22 protein-coding genes and 1 pseudogene are annotated in these 25,427 nt (G+C 65.2%); 8 read left to right on the top strand and 15 right to left on the bottom strand.

Features of this window, described 5'->3' with window-relative positions:
* Positions 1-86: 86 nt before the first annotated feature.
* Entirely contained in the window at positions 87-2,645 is a 2,559-nt protein-coding gene (gene hrpB / locus E3T61_RS19610; RefSeq protein ID WP_134642522.1) for an ATP-dependent helicase HrpB, read from the top strand.
* 31 nt (positions 2,646-2,676) lie between these two features.
* Here hrpB and dnaB read toward each other — a convergent pair whose 3' ends face one another.
* From dnaB to E3T61_RS19575, 7 genes and pseudogenes are all read right to left on the bottom strand, one after another.
* Complete coding sequence (gene dnaB / locus E3T61_RS19605) at positions 2,677-4,083, bottom strand: replicative DNA helicase (protein WP_134642521.1); 1,407 nt, start codon at positions 4,081-4,083, stop codon at positions 2,677-2,679.
* A gap of 443 nt (positions 4,084-4,526) precedes the next feature.
* A complete protein-coding gene (rplI, locus tag E3T61_RS19600) occupies positions 4,527-4,976 on the bottom strand; it encodes a 50S ribosomal protein L9 (RefSeq protein WP_134642520.1) in 450 nt (149 codons plus the stop codon).
* Positions 4,977-4,987: 11 nt separating this feature from the next.
* The gene (rpsR, locus tag E3T61_RS19595) at positions 4,988-5,251 is read right to left on the bottom strand and encodes a 30S ribosomal protein S18 (protein WP_035835236.1); all 264 of its coding nucleotides are present in this window, start codon (positions 5,249-5,251) and stop codon (positions 4,988-4,990) included.
* A 54-nt stretch (positions 5,252-5,305) separates the two neighbouring features.
* Positions 5,306-5,815 carry a single-stranded DNA-binding protein gene (locus tag E3T61_RS19590; RefSeq protein WP_088457765.1) on the bottom strand — a complete coding sequence of 170 codons (510 nt, stop codon included), beginning with the start codon at positions 5,813-5,815 and terminating at the stop codon, positions 5,306-5,308.
* Between the two features lie 141 nt (positions 5,816-5,956).
* A pseudogene (gene rpsF / locus E3T61_RS19585) lies at positions 5,957-6,325 on the bottom strand (30S ribosomal protein S6); the annotation flags it as partial.
* Between the two features lie 267 nt (positions 6,326-6,592).
* Positions 6,593-7,567, bottom strand: a complete 975-nt coding sequence (locus tag E3T61_RS19580; RefSeq protein WP_134642519.1) for a hypothetical protein — start codon at positions 7,565-7,567, stop codon at positions 6,593-6,595.
* A 204-nt stretch (positions 7,568-7,771) separates the two neighbouring features.
* A complete protein-coding gene (locus E3T61_RS19575) occupies positions 7,772-9,202 on the bottom strand; it encodes a CCA tRNA nucleotidyltransferase (protein ID WP_134642518.1) in 1,431 nt (476 codons plus the stop codon).
* Between the two features lie 150 nt (positions 9,203-9,352).
* Between E3T61_RS19575 and E3T61_RS19570 the strand changes: the two genes are divergently transcribed.
* The 6 genes from E3T61_RS19570 (at position 9,353) to E3T61_RS19545 (ending at position 17,174) form a co-directional block, all read left to right on the top strand.
* Positions 9,353-11,635 carry a DUF6049 family protein gene (locus E3T61_RS19570; protein WP_134642517.1) on the top strand — a complete coding sequence of 761 codons (2,283 nt, stop codon included), beginning with the start codon at positions 9,353-9,355 and terminating at the stop codon, positions 11,633-11,635.
* Positions 11,628-13,247, top strand: a complete 1,620-nt coding sequence (gene murJ / locus E3T61_RS19565) for a murein biosynthesis integral membrane protein MurJ (protein ID WP_241992697.1) — start codon at positions 11,628-11,630, stop codon at positions 13,245-13,247. The genes E3T61_RS19570 and murJ overlap by 8 nt, the downstream gene beginning before the upstream one ends.
* 164 nt (positions 13,248-13,411) lie before the next feature.
* Positions 13,412-14,386, top strand: coding sequence for a thioredoxin-disulfide reductase (gene trxB, locus E3T61_RS19560; protein ID WP_134642516.1), 975 nt, complete (start codon positions 13,412-13,414; stop codon positions 14,384-14,386).
* 10 nt (positions 14,387-14,396) lie between these two features.
* Positions 14,397-14,720: a thioredoxin gene (trxA, locus tag E3T61_RS19555; RefSeq protein ID WP_130177653.1), complete on the top strand. Its 324-nt coding sequence runs from the start codon at positions 14,397-14,399 to the stop codon at positions 14,718-14,720.
* A 131-nt stretch (positions 14,721-14,851) separates the two neighbouring features.
* Entirely contained in the window at positions 14,852-16,171 is a 1,320-nt protein-coding gene (locus E3T61_RS19550; protein WP_134642515.1) for an aminotransferase-like domain-containing protein, read from the top strand.
* Positions 16,172-16,214: 43 nt separating this feature from the next.
* The gene (locus E3T61_RS19545) at positions 16,215-17,174 is read left to right on the top strand and encodes a D-alanine--D-alanine ligase family protein (RefSeq protein WP_134642514.1); all 960 of its coding nucleotides are present in this window, start codon (positions 16,215-16,217) and stop codon (positions 17,172-17,174) included.
* A 1,164-nt stretch (positions 17,175-18,338) separates the two neighbouring features.
* Here the strand turns inward: E3T61_RS19545 and E3T61_RS19540 are convergent.
* The 8 genes from E3T61_RS19540 to rpmH all read right to left on the bottom strand — a co-directional run bounded on the left by E3T61_RS19540 (position 18,339) and on the right by rpmH (position 23,342).
* Positions 18,339-19,367, bottom strand: coding sequence for a ParB/RepB/Spo0J family partition protein (locus E3T61_RS19540; RefSeq protein WP_134642513.1), 1,029 nt, complete (start codon positions 19,365-19,367; stop codon positions 18,339-18,341).
* Positions 19,367-20,305, bottom strand: coding sequence for a ParA family protein (locus E3T61_RS19535; protein ID WP_134642512.1), 939 nt, complete (start codon positions 20,303-20,305; stop codon positions 19,367-19,369). The genes E3T61_RS19540 and E3T61_RS19535 overlap by 1 nt, the downstream gene beginning before the upstream one ends.
* An 87-nt stretch (positions 20,306-20,392) precedes the next feature.
* Positions 20,393-21,022, bottom strand: a complete 630-nt coding sequence (gene rsmG / locus E3T61_RS19530; protein ID WP_134642511.1) for a 16S rRNA (guanine(527)-N(7))-methyltransferase RsmG — start codon at positions 21,020-21,022, stop codon at positions 20,393-20,395.
* Between the two features lie 11 nt (positions 21,023-21,033).
* On the bottom strand, positions 21,034-21,558 hold the full coding sequence (locus tag E3T61_RS19525; RefSeq protein WP_134642510.1) for a Jag family protein: 525 nt from the start codon (positions 21,556-21,558) through the stop codon (positions 21,034-21,036).
* Positions 21,559-21,563: 5 nt separating this feature from the next.
* Entirely contained in the window at positions 21,564-22,538 is a 975-nt protein-coding gene (gene yidC / locus E3T61_RS19520) for a membrane protein insertase YidC (RefSeq protein ID WP_134642509.1), read from the bottom strand.
* On the bottom strand, positions 22,526-22,858 hold the full coding sequence (yidD, locus tag E3T61_RS19515) for a membrane protein insertion efficiency factor YidD (protein ID WP_134642508.1): 333 nt from the start codon (positions 22,856-22,858) through the stop codon (positions 22,526-22,528). Before yidD ends, yidC begins: the two co-directional genes overlap by 13 nt.
* Positions 22,855-23,196 carry a ribonuclease P protein component gene (gene rnpA / locus E3T61_RS19510; RefSeq protein WP_134642507.1) on the bottom strand — a complete coding sequence of 114 codons (342 nt, stop codon included), beginning with the start codon at positions 23,194-23,196 and terminating at the stop codon, positions 22,855-22,857. The genes yidD and rnpA overlap by 4 nt, the downstream gene beginning before the upstream one ends.
* Before the next feature lie 8 nt (positions 23,197-23,204).
* Entirely contained in the window at positions 23,205-23,342 is a 138-nt protein-coding gene (rpmH, locus tag E3T61_RS19505; protein WP_010204566.1) for a 50S ribosomal protein L34, read from the bottom strand.
* A gap of 398 nt (positions 23,343-23,740) precedes the next feature.
* Here rpmH and dnaA point away from each other — a divergent pair, with 398 nt between their 5' ends.
* Positions 23,741-25,162: a chromosomal replication initiator protein DnaA gene (gene dnaA, locus E3T61_RS19500; protein ID WP_134642506.1), complete on the top strand. Its 1,422-nt coding sequence runs from the start codon at positions 23,741-23,743 to the stop codon at positions 25,160-25,162.
* The last annotated feature ends 265 nt before the right edge of the window (positions 25,163-25,427 follow it).

The following is a 25,427-nucleotide window of genomic DNA, read 5'->3' as shown; positions in this document are numbered from 1 at the left end:
CTGAGGCAAGTCACGTGGGCCCAGAGTCGAGGCTCGGTACCTGCGACAGGTGAGCACACACCCCCCAAACGCGACAGACTGAGGACGTGACCCGTCTTCCGTTCGATCCGTCGAGACTCGGTCGCGGGCTCGCATTCGCCTCGGCGATCGATGATCTGACTGCTGCGCTTGATCGGAGCCGCACCGTGGTCGTCAGCGCGCCGCCGGGCACGGGAAAGACCACACTCGTGCCGCCCATCCTCGCCGATCGGGTTCTGGGTCGTGTGATCGTCACTCAGCCACGCCGGGTCGCTGCCCGCGCTGCCGCCCGACGACTCGCGGAGTTGGACGGATCCGCTCTGGGCTCTCGCGTCGGATACACCGTCCGTGGCGAACGTCAGGTGAGTCCAACCACCGTGATCGAGTTCGTGACCGCCGGCGTGCTTCTGCGCCGACTGCTCGATGACCCTGGTCTCGACGGGATCGATGCGGTCATCATCGACGAAGTGCACGAACGGTCTTTGGAGACGGACCTGCTGATCGGGTTGCTCGGCGAGGTCCGCGAGCTGCGCGACGACCTCGTGCTCATCGCGATGTCCGCCACCCTCGACGCCGAGAGGTTCGCGACAATTCTCGGTACGGATGAGTGCCCGGCCCCGATCGTGAGCCAGAGCGTACCGGCCCATCCGCTCGAGGTGCGCTGGGCGCCCTCTCCCACACCTCGGCTGGATGAGCGGGGCGTCACCCGGGCTTTCCTCGACCACGTCGCGAGCACCGCGGTTGCCGCACACCGCACCCTCGTGCGCACCGATCCGGCCGCCGATGCTCTCGTCTTCGCTCCGGGTGCGCGTGAGGTCTCCGAGATCGCCGGACGCATCCGTTCTCTCGCCGCGGAGTTCGACGTACGGGAACTGCACGGCCAGATCCCCGCCGCAGAGCAGGATACGGTGATCAGTGGGCGGAGCCCCGATGCTGCGGCACGGATCATCGTCACCACGTCACTGGCCGAATCATCTCTGACCGTGCCCGGCGTACGCCTGGTCGTCGACACCTGCCTGTCTCGTGCTCCGCAGCGGGATGCTGTGCGCGGCATGAGCGGTCTCGTCACCGGCCCGACGCCCAAGGCCTCCGCCGTCCAGCGCTCGGGGCGCGCCACCCGGCAGGGGCCTGGCGTTGTGGTCCGCTGCGTCGACGAGCGCACCTTCGCCACGGCGCCGTCGCACGCTGCCCCCGAGATCCAGGCGGCAGATCTCACCGATGCAGCCCTGCTCCTCGCCTGCTCGGGCGCCCCACGTGGCGTGGGCCTGCGGCTGGTCGATCCGCTCCCGGCTGGCAGCCTGGACGAGGCCCTCGCCGCGCTGCGTGGGCTCGGCGCGATCGATGCCGCTGAACGCGCCACCGACGAAGGGCGAGCGCTCGCCCGCATCCCGACAGCTCCGCGCCTCGCCCACGCACTGCGCGCCGGGAGTGACCTGGTCGGCGGGCGCACAGCGGCCGAGGTCATCGCGCTGCTCACAGGTGACCTCCGCGTTCACGACGGAGACGCCCAGGCCACTCTCAACGCGCTGCGCACCGGACGAAGCCCGGATGCCCGCCGATGGGAGCAGGATGTCCGCCGTCTCGAGCGCTTCGCCGGGGCGAGTGACACGGCGCGAGGAGGCGCTGATCAGACCGGACTGATCATCGCGCTCGCCTTTCCCGAGTGGATCGCCCGCCGCGTCGATCAGTCGCCCAACGGTGCAACCTTTCTTCTCGCCTCCGGCACCCGTGCAGGGATCACCGGTCCGCTCGCGAGTGCCGACTGGTTGGCGGTGGCGGACGTCACTCGCGCACAGGGACGAGCGGCCGCGGGAACCGGAGCACTCATCCGCTCTGCCGCCGTCATCTCCGAGAACGAGGCGGAGCAGGTGGCGCCCCATCTCTGCACAGACCGGGTCGAAGCACGGTTCGTGGACGGGCGCGTCGTGGCCCGCCGCGAACGTCGGATCGGTGCGATCACTCGCTCGTCCGTGCCGGTGCGCGTACCGGCGGACGATGGCGGACGGGATGCCGTCCGCCGTGCCGTCACAGCGCACGGCCTCGGAGTGTTCATCTGGTCAGACGCCGCGGACGCTCTGCGGCGTCGCCTCGCGCTGCTGCATCGCGAGCTCGGATCGCCCTGGCCGGATGTCTCAGACACTGCTCTGCTCGCTACGCTCGATGCCTGGCTCGGCCCCGAGCTGAGCGATCTGGCCGCCGGCACTCCGGCCGCGCGCATCGACCTTGCCCCTGCACTCCGCCGTACCCTGCCCTGGCCCGCCGCGGTCGACCTTGACGCTCTGGTTCCGGAGCGGCTCCGGGTTCCCAGCGGTTCGCATGTCCGTCTCAGCTACCCACCCGCCGATGATTCGTCGGCTCGTCCCGTTGTGGCTGTCAAACTCCAGGAATGCTTCGGATGGGCAGAGACCCCACGAATCTGCAGAGGACGCGTGCCGGTGTTGTTCCACTTGCTTTCCCCCGCCGGGCATCCCCTTGCCGTGACCGACGACCTCGCATCCTTCTGGGCAGGTCCGTACTCGCAGGTGCGAGCGGAGATGCGCGGACGCTACCCGAAGCACCCCTGGCCTGAGGACCCCTGGTCCGCCGTACCCACCCGGCACACGACGCGCCGCGCTGCCCTGGGCTAGGGCCGCGACACACCCTGCGGTCAGCTGAGCGCTATGCGCCGGGCACCATGTCCGCGAAGCGGGAGTAGTGGCCGTGGAATGCCACGGTGACGGTGCGGGTGGGGCCGTTTCGGTGCTTGGCCACGATCAGGTCGGCCTCGCCCGCGCGCGGGTTGTCCTTCTCGTAGGCGCTCTCGCGGTGCAGCAGGATGACCATGTCGGCGTCCTGCTCGAGCGAACCGGATTCTCGGAGGTCGGAGATGGCGGGCATCTTGTCGGCACGCTGCTCCGGGCCACGGTTCAGCTGGGACAGGGCGATCACCGGCACTTGCAGCTCCTTGGCGAGAAGCTTGAGCGCGCGGGAGAACTCACTGACCTCCTGCTGGCGGGATTCGACCTTCTTGCCCGAGGTCATCAGCTGCAGGTAGTCGATCACGACGAGCTTGAGGCCGACCCGCTGCTTGAGCCGCCGGCACTTGGCGCGGATCTCGACGAGCGTCATGTTGGGGCTGTCGTCGATGTAGAGCGGGGCGTCGTTGATACGGCCGCGGGTGGCCGCGATGGTGGTCCAGTCGCGCGCCTCGACGTTGCCCTTGCGCATGCTCTGCAGGGGCACGGATGCCTCGGCGGCGAGCAGACGCATGGCGATCTCGCTACGGCCCATTTCGAGCGAGAAGAAGATGCTCGGCATGTCGTGGTGGATGGACGCGGCGCGGGCGAAGTCCAGCGCGAGGGTGGACTTACCGAGGGCGGGCCGGGCGGCCACGATGATCAGCTGGCCGCCGTGGAAACCGTTGGTGAGCTCATCGAGGTCGGCGAACCCGGTGGGGACACCGGTGAACTGGCCGTCCTTGAGCTTGGCCGCCTCGATGTCCTCGATCGCCGCGGTGACGGCGTCGGTGAGCGGGACGTAGTCTTCCGTCTCGGTGCTGCCGGTGATGGAGTAGATCTCGGCCTGCGCGTTGTTGACCAGGTCGAGCACCTCACCCTCGCCCGCGTAGCCCATCTGGGCGATCCGGGTGCCCGCATCCACGAGCTTTCGCAGCATGGACCGTTCGGCGACGATGGTCGCGTAGAAACCCGCGTTCGCAGCCGTTGGCACGAGGCTGGTGAGCGTGTGCAGGTAGTCGGCGCCGCCGGCCCGGGAGATCTCGCCGAGCTTGGTCAGCTCGTCGGTGACCGTGATGACATCGGTGGGTTCACCCTGCGCGTAGAGGGAGAGGATCGCGTCGAAGATGATCTCGTGCTTGGGTACGTAGAAGTCGGCGGCGCGCACGGTCTCCACGACGTCCGCGACGGCATCCTTGCTCAGCATCATGCCGCCGAGCGCGCTCTGCTCGGCCAGCAGGTCGTGCGGCGGGGTGCGCTCGGAGTGACGGGGTTCGGAGTTGCTTCGGTACTCGGAGCCTCGTTGATCCGAGCCGCGTTGATCGGCGTAACCCAGGTGAGCTATCGACACGCCGAGCCTCCTCGTGTTGGTGTGGTTCTGGTGTATCAGGAGCCGCTGACAGCGATCATCCGGCACGCGGGCGCACTGGTGCGACTACCTGCTTGCCCACCCTAGAGAGACTCTTCTACGCTGCCAAACCACCCTGTGGATAACTATGTGAGTAATCTGCGCGAAACGCCGCGTGACTTGTGCACAACCTGTGCACTCGGCTGTGGACAACTCACGAGTTTTAAACTGAAAACGACCTTTGATCAGCTAATTAATCTATTCACATGTGTGTGGAAAAACTAGTTTCAATACTCGATTGAATGTTGATGAAATAGGTGGTCGCCTGTGCACAAAGAGGTGCAAAACCGGCGAATATTGTGCCGAGAATGGGGGTTACGCGCTTGCGTTAAAAAGGAGTAGCGGCGGCTCCTTTCGGAAACCGCCGCTACTTCTGTGATACGAGACTACTTGGCGGCTACAACCTGCAGGTTGATGGTCGCGCTGACCTCGTCGCGCAGACGAACGGTAGCATTGTGCTCACCGGTCGCCTTGATCGGGCTGAGCTCGATCTTGCGCTTGTCAATGGCACCGAGACCGGCAGCGGCAACCGCGTCGGCCACGTCTGCGGTCTTGACGGAGCCGAAGAGGCGTCCGCCGGCGCCGGCCTTGACGACCAGCTTGACCTTGGTGTTCTCAAGGGTGACCTTGAGAGCCTGGGCCTCTTCGAGGGTGGCGTGCTCGCGGGCTACGCGGGCGGCCTTGATCTGCTCGATCTGCTTTTCGCCACCGCGGGTCCACGCAACAGCGAAGCCCTGGGGGAGAAGGTAGTTGCGAGCGAACCCGTTCTTGACATCAACGATGTCACCGGGGGTACCGAGGCCGGAGACCTCGTGCGTCAGAATCAGTTTCGACATGTGAGGGCTCCTTACCGGCCTGAGCCGGCGTAGGGCAGCAAGGCCATTTCGCGGGCGTTCTTGACGGCGCGCGCGATCAGACGCTGCTCCTGGACGGAGACGCCGGTGATGCGGCGGGCGCGAATCTTTCCACGCTCTGAGATGAACTTCCGAAGAGTGGGGACATCTTTGTAATCGATGACACCAACCCGGATCGACTTCGCGGGAGCGGCGTTCTTGCCACCCTTAGCACCGCGGAGCGGCTTGCGGCGGTCGCCGCTCGACTTTCCAGCCATGATTTCCTAACTTTCTAAAACGTGTGAGTGCAGCCGTCAACCGTGAGGTTCGGCTTAGAAGGGGGTCTCGTCGCTGAAGTTGCCCGGGGTGTTCCAAACGTCTCCGCCGCCAGTGTTGGCTGCGGGGGCGCTGGGTGCCCAGGGCTCGTCGTTACCCTGCTGCTGCGCGACGGGCGCGCCGCCGCGAGGTGCAGAGGATGACTGCGCGCGCGTGAGGGAGGCGGTGGCGTAGCGCAGCGAAGGACCGATTTCGTCGATCTCGAGCTCCATGCTCGTGCGCTTTTCACCTTCCTTGGTCTCATACGAACGCTGCTTGAGACGCCCGGAAGCGATGACACGGGAACCCTTGGTCAGTGAACCGGCCACGTGCTCGGCGAATTCACGCCAAACGCTCGCGCGCAGGAACAGTGCCTCGCCATCTTTCCACTCACTCGTTGCGCGATCGAAATTGCGCGGAGTGGAGGCAATGGTGAAGTTGGCTACCGCCAGCCCGTTCTGCGTGTAACGCAGTTCCGGATCGCTGGTGAGGTTGCCCACCACGGTGATTACGGTCTCGCCGGCCATGGGCTACTTGTCGCTTGCCTTGTCGGCGTCTGCCTCGGCAGGAGCGTCCACGGCGACCGGAGCTGCCGGGGCAGCTGCAGGCTTCGCGGATGCGGCGACCTTGGCAGCGGGAGCTGCGGCAGGAGCGTCGGCCTTGACCGGAGCAGCAGCAGCCTTCGGGTTGGCTGCCTTGCGGGCGGCCTTCTCGGCGGCAAGCTTGCTTGCGACGGCAACCTGGGCGATGCCCTCTTCTGCGCGAAGCACCTTGGTGCGCATGACGGCTTCCGACAGCTTCAGCTGACGGTCGAGCTCGGCAGTTGCTGCGGCGTTTGCGGTGAAGTCGACGACGGCATAGATGCCCTCGGCCTTCTTGTTGATCTCGTATGCGAGACGGCGGCGACCCCAAACATCAACCTTGTCAATGGTTCCACCATCGTTGCGAACAACGTTGAGGAACTTGTCAAGGCTGGGAGCTACGGTGCGCTCATCGATCTCGGGATCGAGGATTACCATCAATTCGTACTGATGCATGACTAACCCACCTCCTTCGGACTAAACGGCTGCAGTATTTCTGCAACAGGAGGGTTGTGCATGTGTTGAACGTGGAGGCCGGGAATCCGGCACACAGACAGCCTGCCAAGACTACCGGAACCGCGGCCGTAACGCCACCATCCCGTCCGATGCCCTCCGCACCGAAAGATCTGCCGCGAGTTGCCCTCCTGCGGACCGGTTGCTCCGTTACGCCGGGGCAGCTCGTCCGTTCGCGGGCAAGTCGCGTGGCGCACCCGTCGGGCGCGGTCATTGGTCGGGTCGCAGGCCGGCGTTGAGGAGCAACGCTCGGAGACGCTCGGGCCTGAGGGCATCCGCCCACAGCCAGCGGGCCATCCCCCGGCCGGGAGCGCGCAACCGGTCTTCCCGCCGTTTCTCCGCCCAGACGACCTCGCTGATGGTGCGTCCGTCCATGAATTCGCCCCTGGTGTACTTGAGCTCCCCGTCGAACTCACCGAGAAGAGGCATCCGTTTCACGTGGAACCTTCTCTTCCACCGGAAATCCACCTGGTCTTCACCGAAGGCGTGGGAGTAGACCACCTGCAGGTCCGGCATCGGCATGGCGGCGAGGAAGATCCCCGTTCGACTCAGTGACTCCCCCACCGATCCCGACCGCGCGTCGGCGAAGGCCACGGACTGGCGAGCACGCCGAGTGCCCCGCGCCGAACCCAGCTGCAGTACCCGGTCCAGCACCTCGTCGCGCGTGATGGCCGGGAGCCGTGCATCTCCCGGCCCCGCGAAGTTCTCCTGCAGGCCCGCATCCAGGCTGATCACCGCAGAACGGAACGGCTGACTGCGGGCAAGGTCGACCAGGGTGCGGAGTCTCGTCGTCACCAGCAGCCCGTCGATCTGGGTGACATCCTCATCCGGCAGCGGGTCGTGATGCCAGGCGATCCAGTTCTTCGAACTCCGCGTCTGCCCGCTGCCGCCCTGCAGATGCACGTCGGTGGGCCACTGCCCGAGGATCGGCAGACCCCAGACCCGCGCCGCCGACAGATGACTCACCACCGGGCGGGACTGCCTGGAGAGCACAGCCGCGTGGATCCGCATCAGGTAGCGGGCGTTTGCGTCGGCATTCGACCAGATGTTCTGCGGCACATAGATTCCGCGGCGCAGACGCTCGGTGCCACCGTTCGCGCGGTCGCGGCGGATGGCGCGACCGTCGTGGCCGAGCTGATCGCGGGTGAGCTGCAGCTGAGGCAGCCGGGAGGAGTGTTGGTCCATGCCGACAAGGGTCGTCCGGCGGCCTGCCCTCGCGTCGACCGTCATCACGACAGTGCAGAACTCGCGCACTCCCAGCCTGTGGAGGACGGGCGCCTGCCCGCGAGTTGCCCTGCCGCGGACGAGTTGCCCCGCCGTGCCGGGGCAACTCGTCCGCAGGTGGGCAACTCGGTGAAGGGGCAGGCAGAGGGGGGAAGGCGGAGGCGGTCAGGCGGTGCGGGTCGCCCACCAGGACTGCAGACGGCGGGTGGCTTCCTCGGCGCCGAGCGGGCCGTCGTCAAGGCGTTGCTCGAGGAGGTACCTGTAGGCCTCGCCCACCTCGCGGCCCGGGGTCAGCCCCAGGATCGCCATGATCTGTTCGCCGTCGAGGTCCGGTCGAACCGAGTCCATCTCCTCCTGGGCTGCGAGCTCGCCGATGCGCTGCTCGAGGTCGTCGTAGGCGAAGCCCAGACGGTCGGCCTTGCGCCGGTTGCGCGTGGTGACGTCGGCGCGGGTGAGGATGTGCAGCCGCTCGAGCTGGTCGCCGGCGTCGCGCACGTACCGACGCACGGCGGAGTCGGTCCAGGCACCCTCGGTGTACCCGAAGAACCGCAGGTGCAGCTCCACCAGCTTGCCGACAGCGGCGATCGTGTCGTTGTCGAACCGCAATGCCCGCAACCGCTTCTTGGCCAGCTTGGCCCCGACCACATCGTGGTGGTAGAAACTCACCACGCCGCCGGACTCGAGTCGCCTGGTGGCCGGCTTGCCGATATCGTGCATGAGCGCTGCCAGGCGCACCACGAGGTCGGGTTCGGTGAGGTTCTTGCGGCTGCGCTCATAGCCGATCGCCTGGTCGAGCACGGTCAGGGTGTGCTGGTAGACGTCCTTGTGATGGTGGTGCTCGTCGATCTCCAGCCGCAGCGCCGGAATCTCCGGCAGCACGATGGCGGCCAGTCCGGACTCGACCAGCAATTCGACGCCGGCCCGCGGGTTGGCTGCGCGCAGCAGCTTGCCGAGCTCGTCGCCGACCCGTTCGGCGGAGATGATGTTGATGCTCCCGGCCATGGCGGACATCGCGACCGCGGTGTCAATGTCGAGGGTGAAGCCCAGCTGGGCGGTGAACCGGGCGGCCCGCATCATCCGCAGCGGATCATCCCCGAAGGAGATCTCGGGTGCGGTGGGGGTGCGCAGGACCCCGTTGAGCAGGTCGTCGATGCCGTTGGACGGATCTACGAGAGTGATCTGCGGCAACCGCAGGGCGAGAGCGTTCACCGTGAAATCGCGCCGGAGCAGGTCGTCGTCCAGGCTGCTGCCGAAGACCACGTCGGGGCGACGGGTCTGACCGTCGTAGGAGTCGGCCCGGTAGGTGGTGATCTCGACCTTCTCCCCCGCGATCTGGGCGCCGATCGTGCCGAAGGCCCGCCCGATGTCCCAGTGCGCCTCGGCGATCGGCTTGACGATGCTGAGGATCTGATCCGGGGTGGCGTTGGTGGTGAAGTCGAGGTCGTTGGTGACGCGATCCAGGAATGCGTCCCGGACCGGGCCACCGACGAGGGCCAGTTCAAAACCGGCCTGGGCGAATGAGTTCGCCAGACGGGACACCGTGGGGGACGCAGCCAGGTCGCCCAGTCTTGCGAGGGCTGCCGTGACGCTCTGCATGCCCCAATGGTAGTTGCTCGCTCGCTGTGCCCGCGCGCCGCCCAGCCAGCGCGGAGGGTTCTCCATCAGGTACGCCGTAGAATCCCGTACATGCTGGCCGATCACAATCACGCGCGTCGGCCTGCGCTCTCTGGAACCCGACGTCGCATTGTGGCAGCACTACTGTGCGCCCCTCTACTAGTCTGGCCGGCGCTGGCCACGGCAAATCCGGCGACCGCCGCAACGGCTGCGGCCGTCGGCCCTGCCGTCGCAGCGACCAACGACGACACGGTCGCGTTGCATGTGACACCGAGCAATTCCTCCGCCCTGCGCCTCAACGAGGATCTCGCGCTGTCAGTGACCATCACCAACGACTCGGCCAGCGCGGTGTCCGCCGGCAACCTCGACGTCTACCTGGCGGAGCGCGCCCTGACCAGCTCGACGGCCCTCGACAACTGGCTCACCCCCGACGAGGACGACGCCGCCGGCGATCTGATGACCAGCGTCCCGCTCACGGCGCCGGTGCAGCCGCACAGCACTGTCACGATCGCCGTCACGGTACCCAGCGCCGCGCTGGGTCTCTTCGAATGGAGCCCGTGGGGACCGCGCGGCATCGCGGCGTCCCTCAGCTCCGATGGCTCGGTGCGCGCATCAGGCCAGTCCACCTTCGTCTGGTATCCGGATGCCTCGGTCGTCCAGCCTCCCGTGGTCACTCCGGTCAACCTCGCGGTGGCAATGCCCATCACCACCCCCGCGAACAGCACCGGCCTCATCAGCGCCGAGGACCTCGCCGCCTACACGGCCGATTCCGGAATCCTCACCCGCCAGCTGGACGGGGTGGTCAACCGGCCCGTGGCCATCGCGATCGACCCGATGATCATCGCCTCCATCCGGGTCCTCGGAACCAGCGCACCGGAATCCGCTGTGGCATGGCTGAGCCGGCTGGCTCTGGCGGAAAATGACATATTCCCACTCGGGTATGCAGACTCCGACCCGTCCCTGGCCGTTCAGGCGGGGGCGCCAGGCCCGCTGTCACCGACCTCGCTCGCCTTCGCTATGGACCCCGCACTATTCGTCCCGACGGCGCCCAGCCCGGCCGCCGAGCCCGGCGAGAGCACCGTCGACCCTAATATTCCCGCACCGACATCTACCGAGGGCGATCCACTGCCCGAGCAGACCGAGGACGGCGGCACGGTGCCGACCCTTGAGCAGATACTCGCCTGGGACTACACCGCGACGAACATCGCGTGGCCCGCCGACAACGCAGTCGCCCAGGCCGACTTGGCCGCATTCGCGGCCGCGGGTCTCACCACCACGATTCTCCAGTCGGGCAATGTGGCGCAGGAAGACGCCGATGCCAGCACGAGCACGATGCTGGATCTGGGCTCCAATGAACTCGGCCTCGTCGCCGATTCCGGCATTTCGGATGCTATGCGGAAGGCCGTCATGGCCACCACCGACAACAGCTGGCGCGGATACATGGCCGAGCTGTCATCACAGATCGCGGTCGTCGCATCCGCGAACCCCGGCGAGGCACGGACCCTTCTTGCCTCCCTCGATCGCGGCTGGCCGCCGACCGCGCCACGACTGTCGCAAACCATCGACGGCCTGGCGGCTCTGCCCTGGTACTCCGCAACCACCCTCACCGAGGCCGCCGCGACCCCTGTCGCCACCGACGTCACCTTCGTGCCGCAATCGGAACCGCCCGGCAGCGTCGACCAGGCGAGCCGACTGGTCGACCAGGAAGCCGAGGTCATCGCCTTCTCCGGAGCCCTCGCCGACCCGGCCGCCGTCACCGCACCGTACCGACTCTCCGTGCTGGCCCTGCTGGGGACGTCCTGGCAAAAGACTCCCGACGAGTGGCGCAGCTCCGTCGGTGACACCCTGGCGAGCTCACACGAGGTACTGCGCTCGGTGACCGTGAGCACCAAGGGACCGATCAACGTCGTCGGAAGCAAGGTAGACATCCCCGTCACCTTGAACAACTCGCTCGGCCAGGCCGTCTCCGTTCGGGTGCAGGCCCTTCCCTCCAACGGTCGCCTGGTGGTGGGGAATGACGTCGAAGCCGTCATCGACGCGAATTCGGCCAAGACCGTCTCGATCCCCGTGACCGCTGCGGTCGGCAACGGCGCCGTCAGCCTGCGCGTGACGCTCTACACCCCCTCCGGCGCCGAGGTGGGCCAGCCCTCCTTGATCTCAGTCAACGTGCGCGCGGACTGGGAAGGCATCGGATCCCGCATCTTCGCGGCGCTGGTCGTCCTGTTCTTCGGCTTCGGGGTCTGGCGCAACATCGTTCACCGCCGCCGCGATCGGGCAGGCGCCGCCGCCGCCGCGGCCGATCCCACAGCAGACCTGGAGTCCGGCGCCGACGCCGCACCGGTCACATCGTCCGACCCGCCGCCCATCACTCCCCCTGCGGCACCCGACAGCCTGCCCCCGGCACCCCGTGGCTAGCCAGGGCGGGGTCGGCCGCGCCAGCGCGATTCTGGCATCCGGCACCATGGTCTCCCGGCTTCTCGGGTTCCTCAAGGTCATTGTCTTCGCCAACATCGTCGGCCAGATCGGAAATGTACCCGACGCGTTCACCGTCGCCAACCAACTGCCCAACACCGTCTACACGATCGTGGCCGGCGGGGTGCTCACCGCGGTGCTGGTGCCACAGATCGTGCGAGCGAGCCTGCACGACGACGGCGGCACCGCGTACATCAACAAGCTCGTCACCCTGGCCCTGAGCATCCTCGCGGTCACAACTCTGGCCGCGACTCTGCTCGCCCCGCTGATCACCCGGTTCATCGGCCTGGGCTTCTCCCCCGACCAGCTTGCCCTTGCCGTGGGTTTCGCCTACTGGTGTCTGCCGCAGATCTTCTTCTACGGCCTCTACACGGTGCTGGGCGAAGTACTCAACGCCCGCAAGTCCTTCGGGCCGTTCACCTGGGTCCCCGTGATCAACAACGTCATCTCCATCGGCGGACTTCTGCTCTTCGGCCTCCTGTTCGGCGTCGACCCGAACGGCCTGCGCCCGCCGGCCGATTTCACCCCGGGCATGACCGCCCTGCTGGCCGGCAGCGCCACCCTCGGCGTCGTGCTGCAGGGTGTTGTGCTCTATTTCTTCTGGCGCCGGATCGGCCTGCGCTACCGGCCCGACTTCGCCTTCCGGGGTGTGGGCCTCGGCGCAGCCGGGAAGATGGCCAGCTGGACGTTCGGCATGCTCATCCTGACCACTGTCGCCGGCATCGTCGAAACGCAGGTGGTGACCCTCGCCTCTGGAGAGGGTGCCTCGTCCACGGTCATGAGCACGGCCTGGCTGATCTTCATGCTGCCGCACTCGATCATCACGGTGTCGGTGGCCACCGCGTATTTCACCCGGATGAGCGAGCATGCCTCCCGCGACGACACCGACAAGCTCCGCACGGACGCCTCCTCGGCCATCCGCGGCACCACCCTGCTGATCGTGCTCGCCAGCGCGGTCATCATGGTCTGCGCCTACCCGTTCGCCAGGGTCTTCGGTGAAGCCGGATTCACGCAGGTGCAGGCCATCGGAAACGTGATCATCGCCTTCCTGCTTGGCCTGGTGGCATTCTGTGTGCTCTTCGTCGTGCAGCGCACCTTCTATGCCCTCGGCGACACGCGCACCCCGTTCTTCTTCACCCTGTTTCAGGTCGTCCTCGTCATCACGGGTGTGCTCGGATGCGCTTTGCTTCCGCCCGAGTGGATCGCGTTCGGCATCGCCCTCGTCGTCACCGTCTCAGGGACCCTCCAGGCGATCCTGGCCGCTTGGTTGCTGCGCAAGCGGCTCGGCGGCATCGACGGGCGACGCATCCTGCGCAGCCTGGTGAAGTACTTCGTCGCCGTCCTCATCCCTGTGGCCGCGGGCGTGGGTGTCCTGGTCGCGCTGGGCGGCACCACTGACGGTGGCTTCGCCGTGTCGGCCGTGGCCCCGGCAATCCTGTCCATGATCCTGATCGGCACGGTGATGGCCGCGCTGTACTTCGGGCTCCTGCTCCTGATGCGCAGCAGCGAACTGCACGGCTTCCTGGCTCCGCTGAAGGCCCGGCTCCGCCGCTGACCGCGGACCCTGGCCGGTGACGGGCAGGTGACCGCTTGCTGAACGGCGGCTGTGCACACCGGCCTGGGACCGGACAGGGCGGAATAGCATCCGATTAGGATGTGTTGTACCCGAATGTGAGGCGCCGAAGGGCGTCTCTCCCACTGATTTCAAGGAGTCTACGCGTGCGTCAGATCATCATCATCGGTTCGGGCCCTGCCGGGTTCACGGCCGCCATCTATGCCGCGCGCGCCAACATGAAGCCGCTTCTGATCGCCAGCTCGGTCGAGGCCGGCGGCGAACTAATGAACACCACAGACGTGGAGAACTTCCCGGGCTTCGCCGATGGCATCCAGGGACCTGATCTGATGGCCAAGATGCAGGAGCAGGCCGAGAAGTTCGGCACCGAGGTCGTCTACGACGACGTCACCAAGCTCGAGTTCGGCGACACCGTCAAGTCGGTGACGCTGGGCAATGGCGAGAAGCACGAAGCCCTCTCGGTGATCTTCGCCACCGGCTCCGCCTACCGCAAGCTCGGCATCCACGACGAAGAGCGTCTGAGCGGTCGGGGCGTGTCCTGGTGCGCGACCTGCGACGGGTTCTTCTTCAAGGAGAAGGTCATCGCCGTCGTCGGTGGTGGCGACTCCGCCATGGAAGAGGCCACCTTCCTGACCCGGTTCGCGAGCAAGGTCTACATCATCCACCGCAAGGACACCTTGCGTGCCTCGAAGATCATGCAGGAGCGCGCGTTGTCGCACCCGAAGATCGAATTCGTCTGGAACACCGAGGTCATCGGCATCGACGGCGAAGAGGCCGTAGAGGGTCTGCGCCTGCGCGACACCGTCACGGGCACCGAAAGCAGCCTCCCGGTCGGCGGCCTGTTCGTCGCGATCGGCAACGACCCGCGCACGCATCTCGTGCACAACCTGCTCGACCTCACCAGCGAGGGCACCATCGCCGTCGCCGGGCGGTCCTCCAAGACCAGCCAGGCGGGCGTGTTCGCCGCCGGAGACGTCATCGACCCCACCTACCGTCAGGCCGTCACCGCGGCCGCCAGCGGCACTGTGGCGGCCCTGGACGCCGAGCACTACCTGGCTACCCTTCCCGAGGACCTGCTGGCTGCTGCCGGCGACCCCGAATTTGCAAGCGTCACCAACTAAGGAGCACTACATGTCAGCACGCGCCGTCACCGACGCCACCTTCGAGTCGGAAGTCATCAACAACGAGAAGACCGTCCTGGTGGACTTCTGGGCGGAGTGGTGTGGCCCGTGTCGCGCCGTCAGCCCGATCCTTGACCAGATCGCCGCGGAGAACTCCGACAAGATCGACATCGTCAAGCTCAATGTCGACGACCACCCGGCCCTGGCCGCGAAGTACATGATCACCTCCATTCCCGCGATGAAGGTTTTCCAGAAGGGAGAGGTCGTCAAGACCGTCATCGGCGCCAAGCCGAAGCCTGCCCTCGAAGCCGACCTGGCCGCCTACCTCAAGTAGCCGCCGGAAGGTTCGACCGAACCCAACACCCGCCCGGCAGACGCCGGGCGGGTGTTTTCGCATATTCCGGGCAATGCGTACACTGCGGGACGCACCCCATACGATTAAGGCCTCACCAGAACGGACATGACGTGACAGCGATAGGCACTTCCCAGGCCGGTAACAACCTCGACCCGTGGTACCACCACTACGCCGAGCGAGCCGCCGCCCTGCGCGCCTCGGAGGTGCGCGCCTTGTTCGCTGTCGCCTCCCGTCCCGAGGTTGTGTCCCTGGCCGGTGGAATGCCGTATGTTGCGGCCCTGCCGCAGGACCTCGTCATGAACGCCCTGGAGAACGTGATGCGCAAACAGGGCCCGGTAGCCCTGCAATATGGCTCTGGTCAGGGAGTTCCCCAATTCCGGGAGCAGATTCTCGAGGTCATGGCCCTCGAAGGCATCCGGGCGAACGCCGACGACGTTGTCGTCACCACCGGGTCCCAGCACGCCCTGGAACTGGTCAGCAAGCTCTTCCTCGACCCCGGCGACGTGGTCATCTCGGAGGGACCGAGCTACGTCACCGCCATGGTGATCTTCAAGTCCTACCAGGCGGATGTTGACCACGTTCCCATGGACGAGCACGGCATGATCCCCGAGGCGCTGCGCGAGCACATCGCCCGGCTCAAGGCCGCTGGTCGCAAGATCAAGTTCCTCTATACGATCCCGAGCTTCCACAACCCGGCCGGGGTCACCCTCAGCTGGGCCCGCCGTCTGGAGATCCTGGAGATCGCCAAGTCCAATGAGATCCTGGTCCTCGAGGACAACCCTTACGGGCTGTTGTACTTCGACCAGAAGGCGCCGGATGCGATGCGGTCCGTCGAGCGGGATGGCGTCGTCTACCTGGGCACCTTCTCGAAGACCCTTGCCCCCGGGTTCCGGGTGGGTTGGGCGCTGGCACCGCACGCCATCCGCGAGAAGCTCGTGCTGGCCAACGAAGCCGCTATCCTTTCCCCCAGCTCGTTCAGTCAACTGGTCATCTCCGAGTACCTGTCCACTGCGGATTGGAAGGGTCAGATCAATACCTTCCGAGGCGTCTATCGTGAACGCAAGAACGCCATGCTTTCAGCATTGACGGAGTACCTGCCCGAGCTCACCTGGACCAATCCCAACGGCGGGTTCTACGTCTGGCTCAACCTGCCGGACACCCTGGACTCCAAGGCCATGCTGCCCCGCGCGGTCAAGGAACTCGTGGCCTACACCCCGGGCACGGCCTTCTTCGCAGACGGGCAGGGGCGTCAGAACATCCGGCTCTCGTTCTGCTACCCCACCCCGGACCACATCCGGCTGGGCATTCGCCGGCTCGCCACCGTGATCCGGGACGAGCTCGAGCTGCTCGATACCTTCGCCGGGACCGGTTCGCTGTTTCCCGCCCATGACGGCCGGCGCTTCGGTGCCCCGCCGCCCGACATCAACTGACCCCGCGTTTCTCTCCGGCCCTAGCTAAGGAAAACCCCAGATCATGAGCGAATCAGAGTTTCTTGACATTGTGGTGCTCGCTGGTGGCATCTCGCACGAGCGCGACGTCTCCATGCGCAGCGGACGCCGCGTCGCGGACGAGCTGACCGGCCTCGGGCACACCGTGACAGTACTCGACCCGCAGGCCGGGCTCCTCACCGAGTTGGCCGCACGCCGGCCGGACGTCATCTGGCCCGTGCTGCACGGCGCCACCGGCGAAGACGGCGCCCTGCTCTCCCTGCTCGAAACAACCGGGATCCCGCACGTGGGCCCACGAGGAACCGCAGCCGGCCTGGCCTGGTCGAAGCCGACCGCGAAGGAGCTCGTACGTCGCGCCGGATTCGCCACGCCGACGTGGATCGCCCTCTCCCGAGAGACTTTCCGCGACCTGGGAGCCGCCAGCGTGCTTGAACATCTGGTTCGTGCGCTCGGCACGCCCCTCGTGGTCAAGCCCGCCCAGGGTGGATCCGCCCAGGGTGTCACCATCGTTGACACCCCGGCCGGACTCCCCCGCGCCATGGTGGACGCCTACACCTATGACGAGACGGCCCTCGTCGAGACGAAGATCGAAGGCACCGAGCTCGCCGTCACGGTTATCGACACCGGGGCCGGGCCCGTCGCCCTCCCCGCGGTCGAGATCGTTCCCGTCAGCGGCGTGTTCAGCTTCGACGCCCGCTACAACGCCGGGGAGACCCTGTTCTTCACACCCGCGCGCATCGCACCGGAGGTGGCTCAGCGGGTCGCTGACACGGCCGTCGCTATCCACAGCCTGCTTGGCCTGGCACAACTCTCCCGCATCGACCTGATCGTGGATGCGGAGGGTGTTGCCTGGTTCCTCGAGGCCAACGTGTTGCCCGGCCTGACGGAGACCTCCCTCGCCCCGCAGTCCATCGAAGCCTCGGGCGAATCCCTCGGGACCGTCTACGCGGCTCTGGCGCGCGCGGCCTCCACCAGCCTGCGGTAGTTTTGTGGCCATGTTTCACGTGAAACATGGCGTCATGAGGACCAATGAGGCCTCCACTCCCCCGATATGGCGACAGTCGGCGCGCAGGACTGCCCACAGAATGGCGCACAGCAAGCAGAAAACGGCTGAATCGACGCCGATTTCGTGTTCGAGAGCTGGTGCGTGAGCCCGCCCATGGCGGTAAACCGGCCCGATTGTCCCGGCCGTCACGTTTCACGTGAAACATCCGGCCCGCAGGTTGGGCGTCGCTCTCCCCCAGCGACGGTTCCCCCCCTCTCGCTGCGACTCGCGCTGCCCGTGACATCAGATGACCTCGACGGGCTCAATCAGCGGCCTGCCCCCGGGCTCCCCGCACCCGCACCCGCCAACCGGCCGAGGGTGTCGAGACTCTACCCACCTGATTTCGACAAGCTCAATCAGCGAGACGGGCACGAACCCTGTGCACCTCACCACAACGCCGGTCGAGCTTGTCGAGACCAAGCCACCGGATCTCGACAAGGGCAATCTTCGGGATGGCGATGATGCTCGTTCCTCAGGCCATCGTCGCTTCCAGCAAATCGCTGATGCCGTATACGCCGCTCTGGCTCGCGCGGTGTTCATCAGTATTCGTGAGTTTTGGGCCGTGTTTCACGTGAAACATGACGTTGGGAGCGTCAACATGCCGAACACTGCGCCATTCCGGCTTCGCCCGGCGCGCCCACATGCCCGGAGAATGGCGTACAACGAACCGAAAATAGCGATTTCGGCGCCGTTTCGGACTGCTCGGGGCGCGCTTTGCGCCCCCACAGCGCTCATGAGGCACCGAGTACTCTCGGTCTATGTCCTTCACGTAAGACCTGGAACTATCAGGAGGGCCGACTGTCTCTGTCGACATCGGTGCCCAAGCTGGTCGCGACTCTGGACATACCGAGGGCAGCTGATTCGACGGGCTCAATCAGCAGGGATGGGTGCGAACTCGTCGGACCCACACCGCCTCGCCGGTTGAACTTGTCAAGAACCACGGCGCACTGGTTTTCGACAAACCGAATCAGGTGCACAGGGGCGGTGCTCCGCACACGCAACAAGAACAGTCGAACGCACTGGCAGTCGGGCACAGTACGGCAGGCTCTTCTGTTGCGTAACCACGCCGCCAGTGCGGCGATGTTTCACGTGAAACAGTGAGTTCTAGTTGGCTCCGAAGCCGGGCTCACCGAGCACGCCGAGGATTCGATTCAGATCACCAATCGTGGCGAAATCTACCGTGATCTGGCCTTTTCTTGCACCAAGGCTGATCTTCACGCGGGTATCCAGACGATCCCCCAGGTGTTCGGCGATCTCATTGAGGTGTCCCTGGCGCTTGCCGGCCGCCGGTTTGACAACTGCCGGCTTGGGTCCGGCCGCGGCCGCGGCCTCAGCAGCACGCACCGAAAGATCCTCGTTCACGATCTTGTCGGCCAAGCGAAGCATGCCCTCGTAGTCGCCCACCGAGAGCACCGCGCGTGCGTGGCCGGCAGATAGGACACCAGCCGCTACCCGAAGCTGTACGGCCTCCGGCAGCTTCAACAGGCGCAGCGTATTCGTGATCTGCGGACGCGACCGACCGATCCGGCTGGCCAGCTCTTCCTGCGTGATCCCGAAGTCGCTCAGCAGCTGCTGGTACGCCGACGCCTCTTCGAGCGGGTTCAGCTGGGCGCGGTGCAGGTTTTCCAGCAACGCATCGCGCAACATATCGATGTCGGCGGTATCCCGAACGATCGCCGGGATGCTGTCGAGGCCGACTTCCTTGGTCGCCCGCAGTCGCCGCTCCCCCATGACAAGTTCATATTTGCCGGGCTGTTCGGCCAGGGGCCGAACCACGATGGGCTGCAGCACACCGACTTCCCGGATGCTGTGAACGAGCTCGGCCAGGTCATCCTCGTCGAACACGCTCCGGGGCTGCACGGCGTTCGGAACGATATCGGCAGGATTCAGATGGGCAAGGCGCGCACCGGGAACCGGAAGCAACTCAAGCGCATCGTCGGCCGCGGGCGCCACAGCGATCTCCGCCGCTGCGGACTGTGCCGAGCCGACCACCGGAGAGGCGCCGGCGGTGCCCTCGGCATGCGGCACCTCGTTGTAGGGGAAGAACACGTCGACGGGCCGCGCCTGCAACGGGTTGTCCTGAACTGGAATCAGCGAGCCGATACCGCGACCGAGCCCTGTACGTTTCGCCATTACTGCGTATCTCCTGTTCGTGGAACGCCCCGACGGGCGATTTCGGCCGCTGCTTCGAGGTAGGAGAGCGATCCTGCGGAGTTCAGGTCGTAACTGATAACGCTCTGACCATAGCTGGGCGCCTCAGAAACCCGCACAGAGCGCGGAATCAGCGTATCCAGGACCTGCTTCGGGAAGTGATCGCGTACATCCTGCGCCACTTGGTTGGCCAGATTGGTGCGGCTGTCGTACATCGTGAGCAGAATCGTCGAAACCACCAACTCGGGGTTCAGGTGCTTCTCGATCAGCTCGATGTTCTTGAGCAGCTGACTGAGCCCCTCGAGCGCGTAGTACTCGCACTGGATCGGGATGAGGACCTCACGCGCGGCGACAAAGGCGTTGATGGTGAGGAGCCCGAGCGACGGTGGGCAGTCAATGAAGACGTAGTCGTACGGGTCCGCCATCTCCTTGATGTGCAGATCCAGTGCCCGGCGAAGGCGTTGCTCGCGAGCAACCAGGGAGACCAGTTCGATCTCGGCCCCGGCCAGGTGAATGGTGGCCGGCACGCAATACAGGGCCCCGAACTCCGGGCTCTTCTGCACCACATCCACCATCGGTAGGTCGTTGATGATGACGTCATAGACGCTCGAGGTCTCGGCGCGGTGTTCCACACCGAGGGCTGTGGACGCATTGCCCTGGGGGTCTAGGTCGATCACCAGCACCCGCGCGCCCTGACGAGCCAAGGCCGCGGCCAGGTTGACGGCGGTGGTGGTCTTACCCACCCCGCCCTTCTGGTTGGAGATAGTGATGACGCGAGTGCTGTCCGGTTTCGGCAGACGTTCCGCGGCGATCACCTGACGGCGGCGGGTCAGATCTGAGATCTCCCGCGCCAACGGGGTGCTGTTGTCAACGCTGGAACCGGTGGAGCCGGCCTGCTGGTCTTCACCAGGATGTTTCACGTGAAACCTTTGCGTTCGACGGTTGATGAGCCACCCGTGAGGGCGCCCCGGTGTTGTCCTCTCGAACCGAGCGGACGTTGCCGGGGGTTAGTCCACTGTAGCCCTTATGACCCGGGTGACGTCCTGCAGCACGCCCTCGCCGAGGGTGAGAACTTCCACATTGCGCAGGTGGTACCGCGCGATGGGCTTGGCAGCATTGGCGATCTCGCCCGCAGCGCCCGCGCCCTTCATCAGCACGAGTTCACCACCGCCGCGAAGCAGCGGTGCCGTCAACGGGATGAGGGTCTTGAAAGCGCTTACAGCGCGCGCGGTGACCTGGTCCAGCGGCGTGTCCAGCCGGATGTCTTCGGCGCGCGCGCGCAACACGCGCGTGTTGGTCAGGCCCAGAGCGGCGACCTGTCCGGTGAGCCAGGCCACCCTGCGCTCCATCGGCTCGATCAGCACGAAGGACACATCGGGACGCGCGATGGCCAGCACCAGGCCGGGTAGACCGGCACCCGATCCGACGTCGCCGACCAGCCCAGGCCTCAGGAGCGGCGCAACGACGGCGCAGTTGAGGATATGTCGGCTCCACAGCCGGGGAAGTTCGAGCGGGCCGATCAGCCCGAGCTCCTCCCCCTGCTCAGCGAGGTGCCGGGTGAACTCCCTGGCGACCTCGATGCGGTCACCGAAGAGGTCGGCGGCGACGGCCGGTTCGGCCTCGAGGGTCTCAGTCATGCGGGGCGTGGTTACGCTGCCGTGATGACGGTGTGCCGGTCGCGGCCCTCGCCCAGAGACTCGGACACGTAGCCGCGCTCCGACACGATGTCATGCACGAGCTTGCGCTCGTAGGACGACATCGGGGGGAGGGAAGCCTCCGTTGCGCCGCCTTCGATGCGCTCGATGGCGTGGCCGACCAGGTCGGTCAGTTCGGCCTGACGTGCCTCGCGGGAGCCGCCGATGTCGAGGATCAGCCGAGAGAACGATCCGGTCTTGTTCTGCACGGCCAGACGGGTGAGCTCCTGAAGGGCGTTCACTGTGTCGGGCTTGGACAGCAGGCGGAGGTTCTCCGGTTCGGCCGAGTTCACCGAGAGGTACGCGCGACCGTTCCGGGCGTCGATGTCGATGTCGCCGTCCAGGTCGCAGATGTCGAGGAATTCCTCGATGTAGTCGGCGGCGATGTCGCCTTCCTGCTCCAGCTGGCCGATGGTGGGCGCAGCGTCGGACGCGGCATCCGCATTGATCACGTCGGTGTTCTCAGTCACGTTGTCCATCCCTCTTACTTCTTGGGGCCGGTCTGCTTCTTGGCACGGTTCTTACCGACAGGCTGCTGGCGCTGGGCCGGCTTCTTGGGCTCCTCGACAACGATGATGTCGCCATCCGTTGCGATGAGCTTGCCCTTGCGGGCGAGCCGCTCTTCGCGGGCCTTGGCGGCCTCACTGCCGGGCGTCGGCATGTTGCGGATGACGAGGAACTGCTGGGCCATGGTCCAGATGTTCGAGGTGAGCCAGTAGAACATGACGCCGAGAGGGAAGGCCACGCCGGAGAAGGCGAAGACCAGCGGCAGCAGGTACAACATGATCTTCTGCTGGCGGAACATCGGGCTGGCCTTGGTCTCCGGTGACATGTTCTTGGAGACGATCTGCAGCTGGGTGATGAACTGCGAGGCGGTCATCAGGACGACCATGGTGGCCGCGATGATCATGACGGAGAGATTGAAGTCCGAGCCGCCGGTCCAGAGGGCCCACTGCTGGGCGAAGGTGTCGTGCAGGGGCGCGACGCCGAACAGGTTGGCGTTTCCGAAGCTCGTCGCCAGGGCCTGGTTGAGCGGGCCGACACCGGCGTTGGACCGCTGGGCGTCGTTGAGCACCGAGAAGAGGGCGAAGAAGATCGGCATCTGGAGCAGCAGGGGCAGGCAGGAGGCGAGCGGGTTGGTCCCGGTGCGCTTGTACAGCTCCATGGTCTCGCGGGACATGGCCTCGCGGGAGAACTGGTCCTTCTTGCCCTTGTACTTGTCCTGGATCTTCTTGAGCTGCGGCGCGACCTCGAGCATCTTGCGCTGGCTCTTGATCTGCCGAACGAAGATGGGGATCAGCGCGGCACGCACGACGAGGACGAGGCCGACGATGGACAGCACCCAGGTGAGGCCGTCGTTGTAGCCCATGCCCAGGTTGGAGAAGAGCCAGTGGAAGGCGACGAGCAGAAGTTCAACGGCCCATTTCAGCGGCCAGAGGATAGTACCTATGAGGTCCATACGTGCGGGTCAGCCCTTTCCGTGGCTAAAGGAACTACAAATCCAAACGACGTCACGGCAAAGCGACGGTGTCGTTTCAGGGGAACATCATCGATTCCGCCCTCAGCCCAAGGATGACAACGCAAGACCCGGCGTGCGGCGAAAAAAGAGCCGACGATCAGGCCATATTCTTGAACGGCGCCAAGGGCGTACGCCGAACACGACGGGTAGTACCGGCAAACATCGCCGTACAACGGTGAGATCACTGCGCGATACAGACGAAGCAGCAGCACCCCGAGATTCCGGGGAAGCAACCACAGAGTGAGTATCGCCCTGTTCATCGTGCGCGCTGCCCTTTGGTGAGGGCATTCGACAACTCGGCCAGAAGATCGGGCCAGCTGGCGTCCACCGCTTGGGGCAGGGCGCGAAAAACGACCTCCGTCCCGGCGGGAACGCCAGGAAGGAGATCGAAACTTGCCGCTTTCATGCGACGCCGCACGCGGTTGCGAACAACCGCGCCGCCGACGTTCTTGGCGACGATGAAACCGAACCGCACCGGAGTGGGGTCAGGGTTACGGCGCAAGTACGCCACGGTGTGTGGGCCAACGACCCGCACACCCCGTCGAACGACAGCTTTATAGTCGCTCCCGCTCGTGATGCGATTGGCGTGAGCGAGCACGGGAGGTCTTACGCGGAGAGTTCGGTGCGACCCTTGCGACGACGAGCACCGAGGATGGCGCGTCCGGCGCGGGTGCGCATGCGAAGACGGAAACCGTGCACCTTCGCGCGACGACGGTTGTTCGGCTGGAACGTTCTCTTGCTCATTGTTCAATCTCCACGTATTGGATCTCCGCAGGCCTAAACGAGCGGCCGGGAAAGAGTGAGGTAGCCCACGGGCTGGGGTCAACTGATTAAAACTACGGCTTCGCTCGCCCGCGGTCAAACTGACGAGGCCCAAAGTCTCGATTCTGCCCATTGAATTCCCATTTCCGGTACAGACACGCTGGCATTCTGCAAGCTAATTTGGCCTGACCGCCGGTCATTGACTACCGTGAGGACAAGTTATCCACAGGTTGTGGGTAAACCCTGGGAATCCAGTCGTTATTTGCCCACAGGCGGTGGATAACGTTGTGGATGAATCGCCCGACAGGCCATCCTGTGTGCACAAAATGGATGACCACGCCGCGGCAACCGGTGGATGAGAAAAAAGAATGTGGGGAACCATGCCAGACGGGGAACAGCCCATCAGCGAAACCTGGCGGTCAGTCCTGACCCTGCTGGAGTCCGACGACACCGTCACTCCCATGTTGTACGGCTTTCTGAACCTGGTCGAGCCGAAGGGCATCGCCGCCGGCACGTTCTACCTCGAGGTGCCCAACGAGTTCACCGCGAGCATGCTCAACGTGCGCATGCGGGTGCCGCTGCTCACCGCAATGGGCCAGCTCAGCGAGTCCATCGCCGTCACCACCTTCTACGTCGTGGTCAATCCAGAACTCGAACAGGAATCCCTGCGCCCGGTGCAGGAACCCATCGAGCGCCAGCCCGACATCGAAACACCGGCTACCCCGCAGTCAGTCTTCGAGAGCGCCTCCCCCGAGCGCCCGCACGACACTCGGTTGAATTCCAAGTACAGCTTCGACAACTTCGTGATCGGCCAGTCCAACCGGTTCGCGCACGCCGCTGCCGTCGCCGTCGCCGAAGCTCCGGCCAAGGCGTACAACCCGCTCTTCATCTACGGTTCCTCCGGACTGGGCAAGACCCACCTCCTGCACGCCATCGGCCACTACGCCATGAGCCTGTACCCCGGCATCCGGGTGCGCTACGTCAGTAGCGAGGAGTTCACCAACGACTTCATCAACTCGATCGCCAACAACCGCGGTTCCGCATTCCAGAACCGCTACCGCAACATCGACATCCTGATGATCGACGACATCCAGTTCCTGCAGGGCAAGGCGGAGACCCAGGAAGCCTTCTTCCACACCTTCAACACCCTGCACGACCACAACAAGCAGGTCGTCATCACCAGCGATCTGCCGCCCAAGGCCCTCACCGGGTTCGAAGACCGGATGCGGTCCCGCTTCGAGTGGGGCCTCATCACGGATGTGCAGGCCCCCGACTTGGAGACTCGCATCGCGATCCTCCGCAAGAAGGCGCAGAGTGAGAAACTGCAGGTGCCGCACGACATCCTCGAATTCATGGCGTCCAAGGTGTCCTCCAACATCCGCGAACTTGAAGGCACCCTGATCCGGGTCACCGCGTTCGCGAGCCTGAACCGCACACCGGTGGATATGAACCTGGTGCAAACGGTGCTCAAGGACGTGATCACCCTTGATGAAGACAACGTCATCGCGCCGGTGGACATCATCACGAACACCGCTGATTACTTCAAACTCACCGTCGACGACCTGTACGGCTCGTCCCGATCGCAGGCCGTGGCCACCGCACGGCAGATCGCGATGTACCTGTGCCGCGAGCTGACCAATCTGTCCCTGCCCAAGATCGGGCAGCTGTTCGGCAACCGTGACCACACCACGGTCATGTACGCGAACAAGAAGATCAGCGAACTGATGAAAGAACGCCGGTCCATCTACAACCAGGTCACGGAGCTCACAAACCGGATCAAACAGGATCACCGCTACAAGTAAGAGAAAATTTTTTTGTGTTTCATACCTGTGGATAACCCTGTGGAAACTGCTCGGACAACTGGGGTCAACCTGTAGAAACGCACGCGCCGCTTGTGAAAACTCCGAATTGCAGAAAGTAGTTCCTGTCATTCATTGGGCTTAATGCTCACAGGACGTCCACAAGTTACAACCTTGTAGTTCCCAGTCGCTGAGCGCTATCCACCGAGTTATCCACAGTTTCCACACCGGTTAAGAAGATTAACGATTAACTTCATTAGCTCCAGGT

Source organism: Cryobacterium lactosi (assembly GCF_004403945.1).
Classification (GTDB): domain Bacteria; phylum Actinomycetota; class Actinomycetes; order Actinomycetales; family Microbacteriaceae; genus Cryobacterium; species Cryobacterium lactosi.
The sequence above is the reverse complement of the archived record's forward strand: the minus strand, read 5'-3'. Positions and strand labels throughout refer to the sequence as shown.

Excerpts from the sequence above, each read along its gene's own strand:
- rplI (WP_134642520.1), bottom strand. The coding sequence starts at position 4,976 with ATGTCGAAACTGATTCTGACGCACGAGGTCTCCGGCCTCGGTACCCCC.
- rpsR (WP_035835236.1), bottom strand. The coding sequence starts at position 5,251 with ATGGCTGGAAAGTCGAGCGGCGACCGCCGCAAGCCGCTCCGCGGTGCT.
- E3T61_RS19590 (WP_088457765.1), bottom strand. The coding sequence starts at position 5,815 with ATGGCCGGCGAGACCGTAATCACCGTGGTGGGCAACCTCACCAGCGAT.
- E3T61_RS19580 (WP_134642519.1), bottom strand. The coding sequence starts at position 7,567 with ATGGACCAACACTCCTCCCGGCTGCCTCAGCTGCAGCTCACCCGCGAT.
- E3T61_RS19575 (WP_134642518.1), bottom strand. The coding sequence starts at position 9,202 with ATGCAGAGCGTCACGGCAGCCCTCGCAAGACTGGGCGACCTGGCTGCG.
- trxA (WP_130177653.1), top strand. The coding sequence starts at position 14,397 with ATGTCAGCACGCGCCGTCACCGACGCCACCTTCGAGTCGGAAGTCATC.
- E3T61_RS19545 (WP_134642514.1), top strand. The coding sequence starts at position 16,215 with ATGAGCGAATCAGAGTTTCTTGACATTGTGGTGCTCGCTGGTGGCATC.
- E3T61_RS19540 (WP_134642513.1), bottom strand. The coding sequence starts at position 19,367 with ATGGCGAAACGTACAGGGCTCGGTCGCGGTATCGGCTCGCTGATTCCA.
- rsmG (WP_134642511.1), bottom strand. The coding sequence starts at position 21,022 with ATGACTGAGACCCTCGAGGCCGAACCGGCCGTCGCCGCCGACCTCTTC.
- E3T61_RS19525 (WP_134642510.1), bottom strand. The coding sequence starts at position 21,558 with ATGGACAACGTGACTGAGAACACCGACGTGATCAATGCGGATGCCGCG.
- yidC (WP_134642509.1), bottom strand. The coding sequence starts at position 22,538 with ATGGACCTCATAGGTACTATCCTCTGGCCGCTGAAATGGGCCGTTGAA.
- yidD (WP_134642508.1), bottom strand. The coding sequence starts at position 22,858 with ATGAACAGGGCGATACTCACTCTGTGGTTGCTTCCCCGGAATCTCGGG.
- rpmH (WP_010204566.1), bottom strand. The coding sequence starts at position 23,342 with ATGAGCAAGAGAACGTTCCAGCCGAACAACCGTCGTCGCGCGAAGGTG.
- dnaA (WP_134642506.1), top strand. The coding sequence starts at position 23,741 with ATGCCAGACGGGGAACAGCCCATCAGCGAAACCTGGCGGTCAGTCCTG.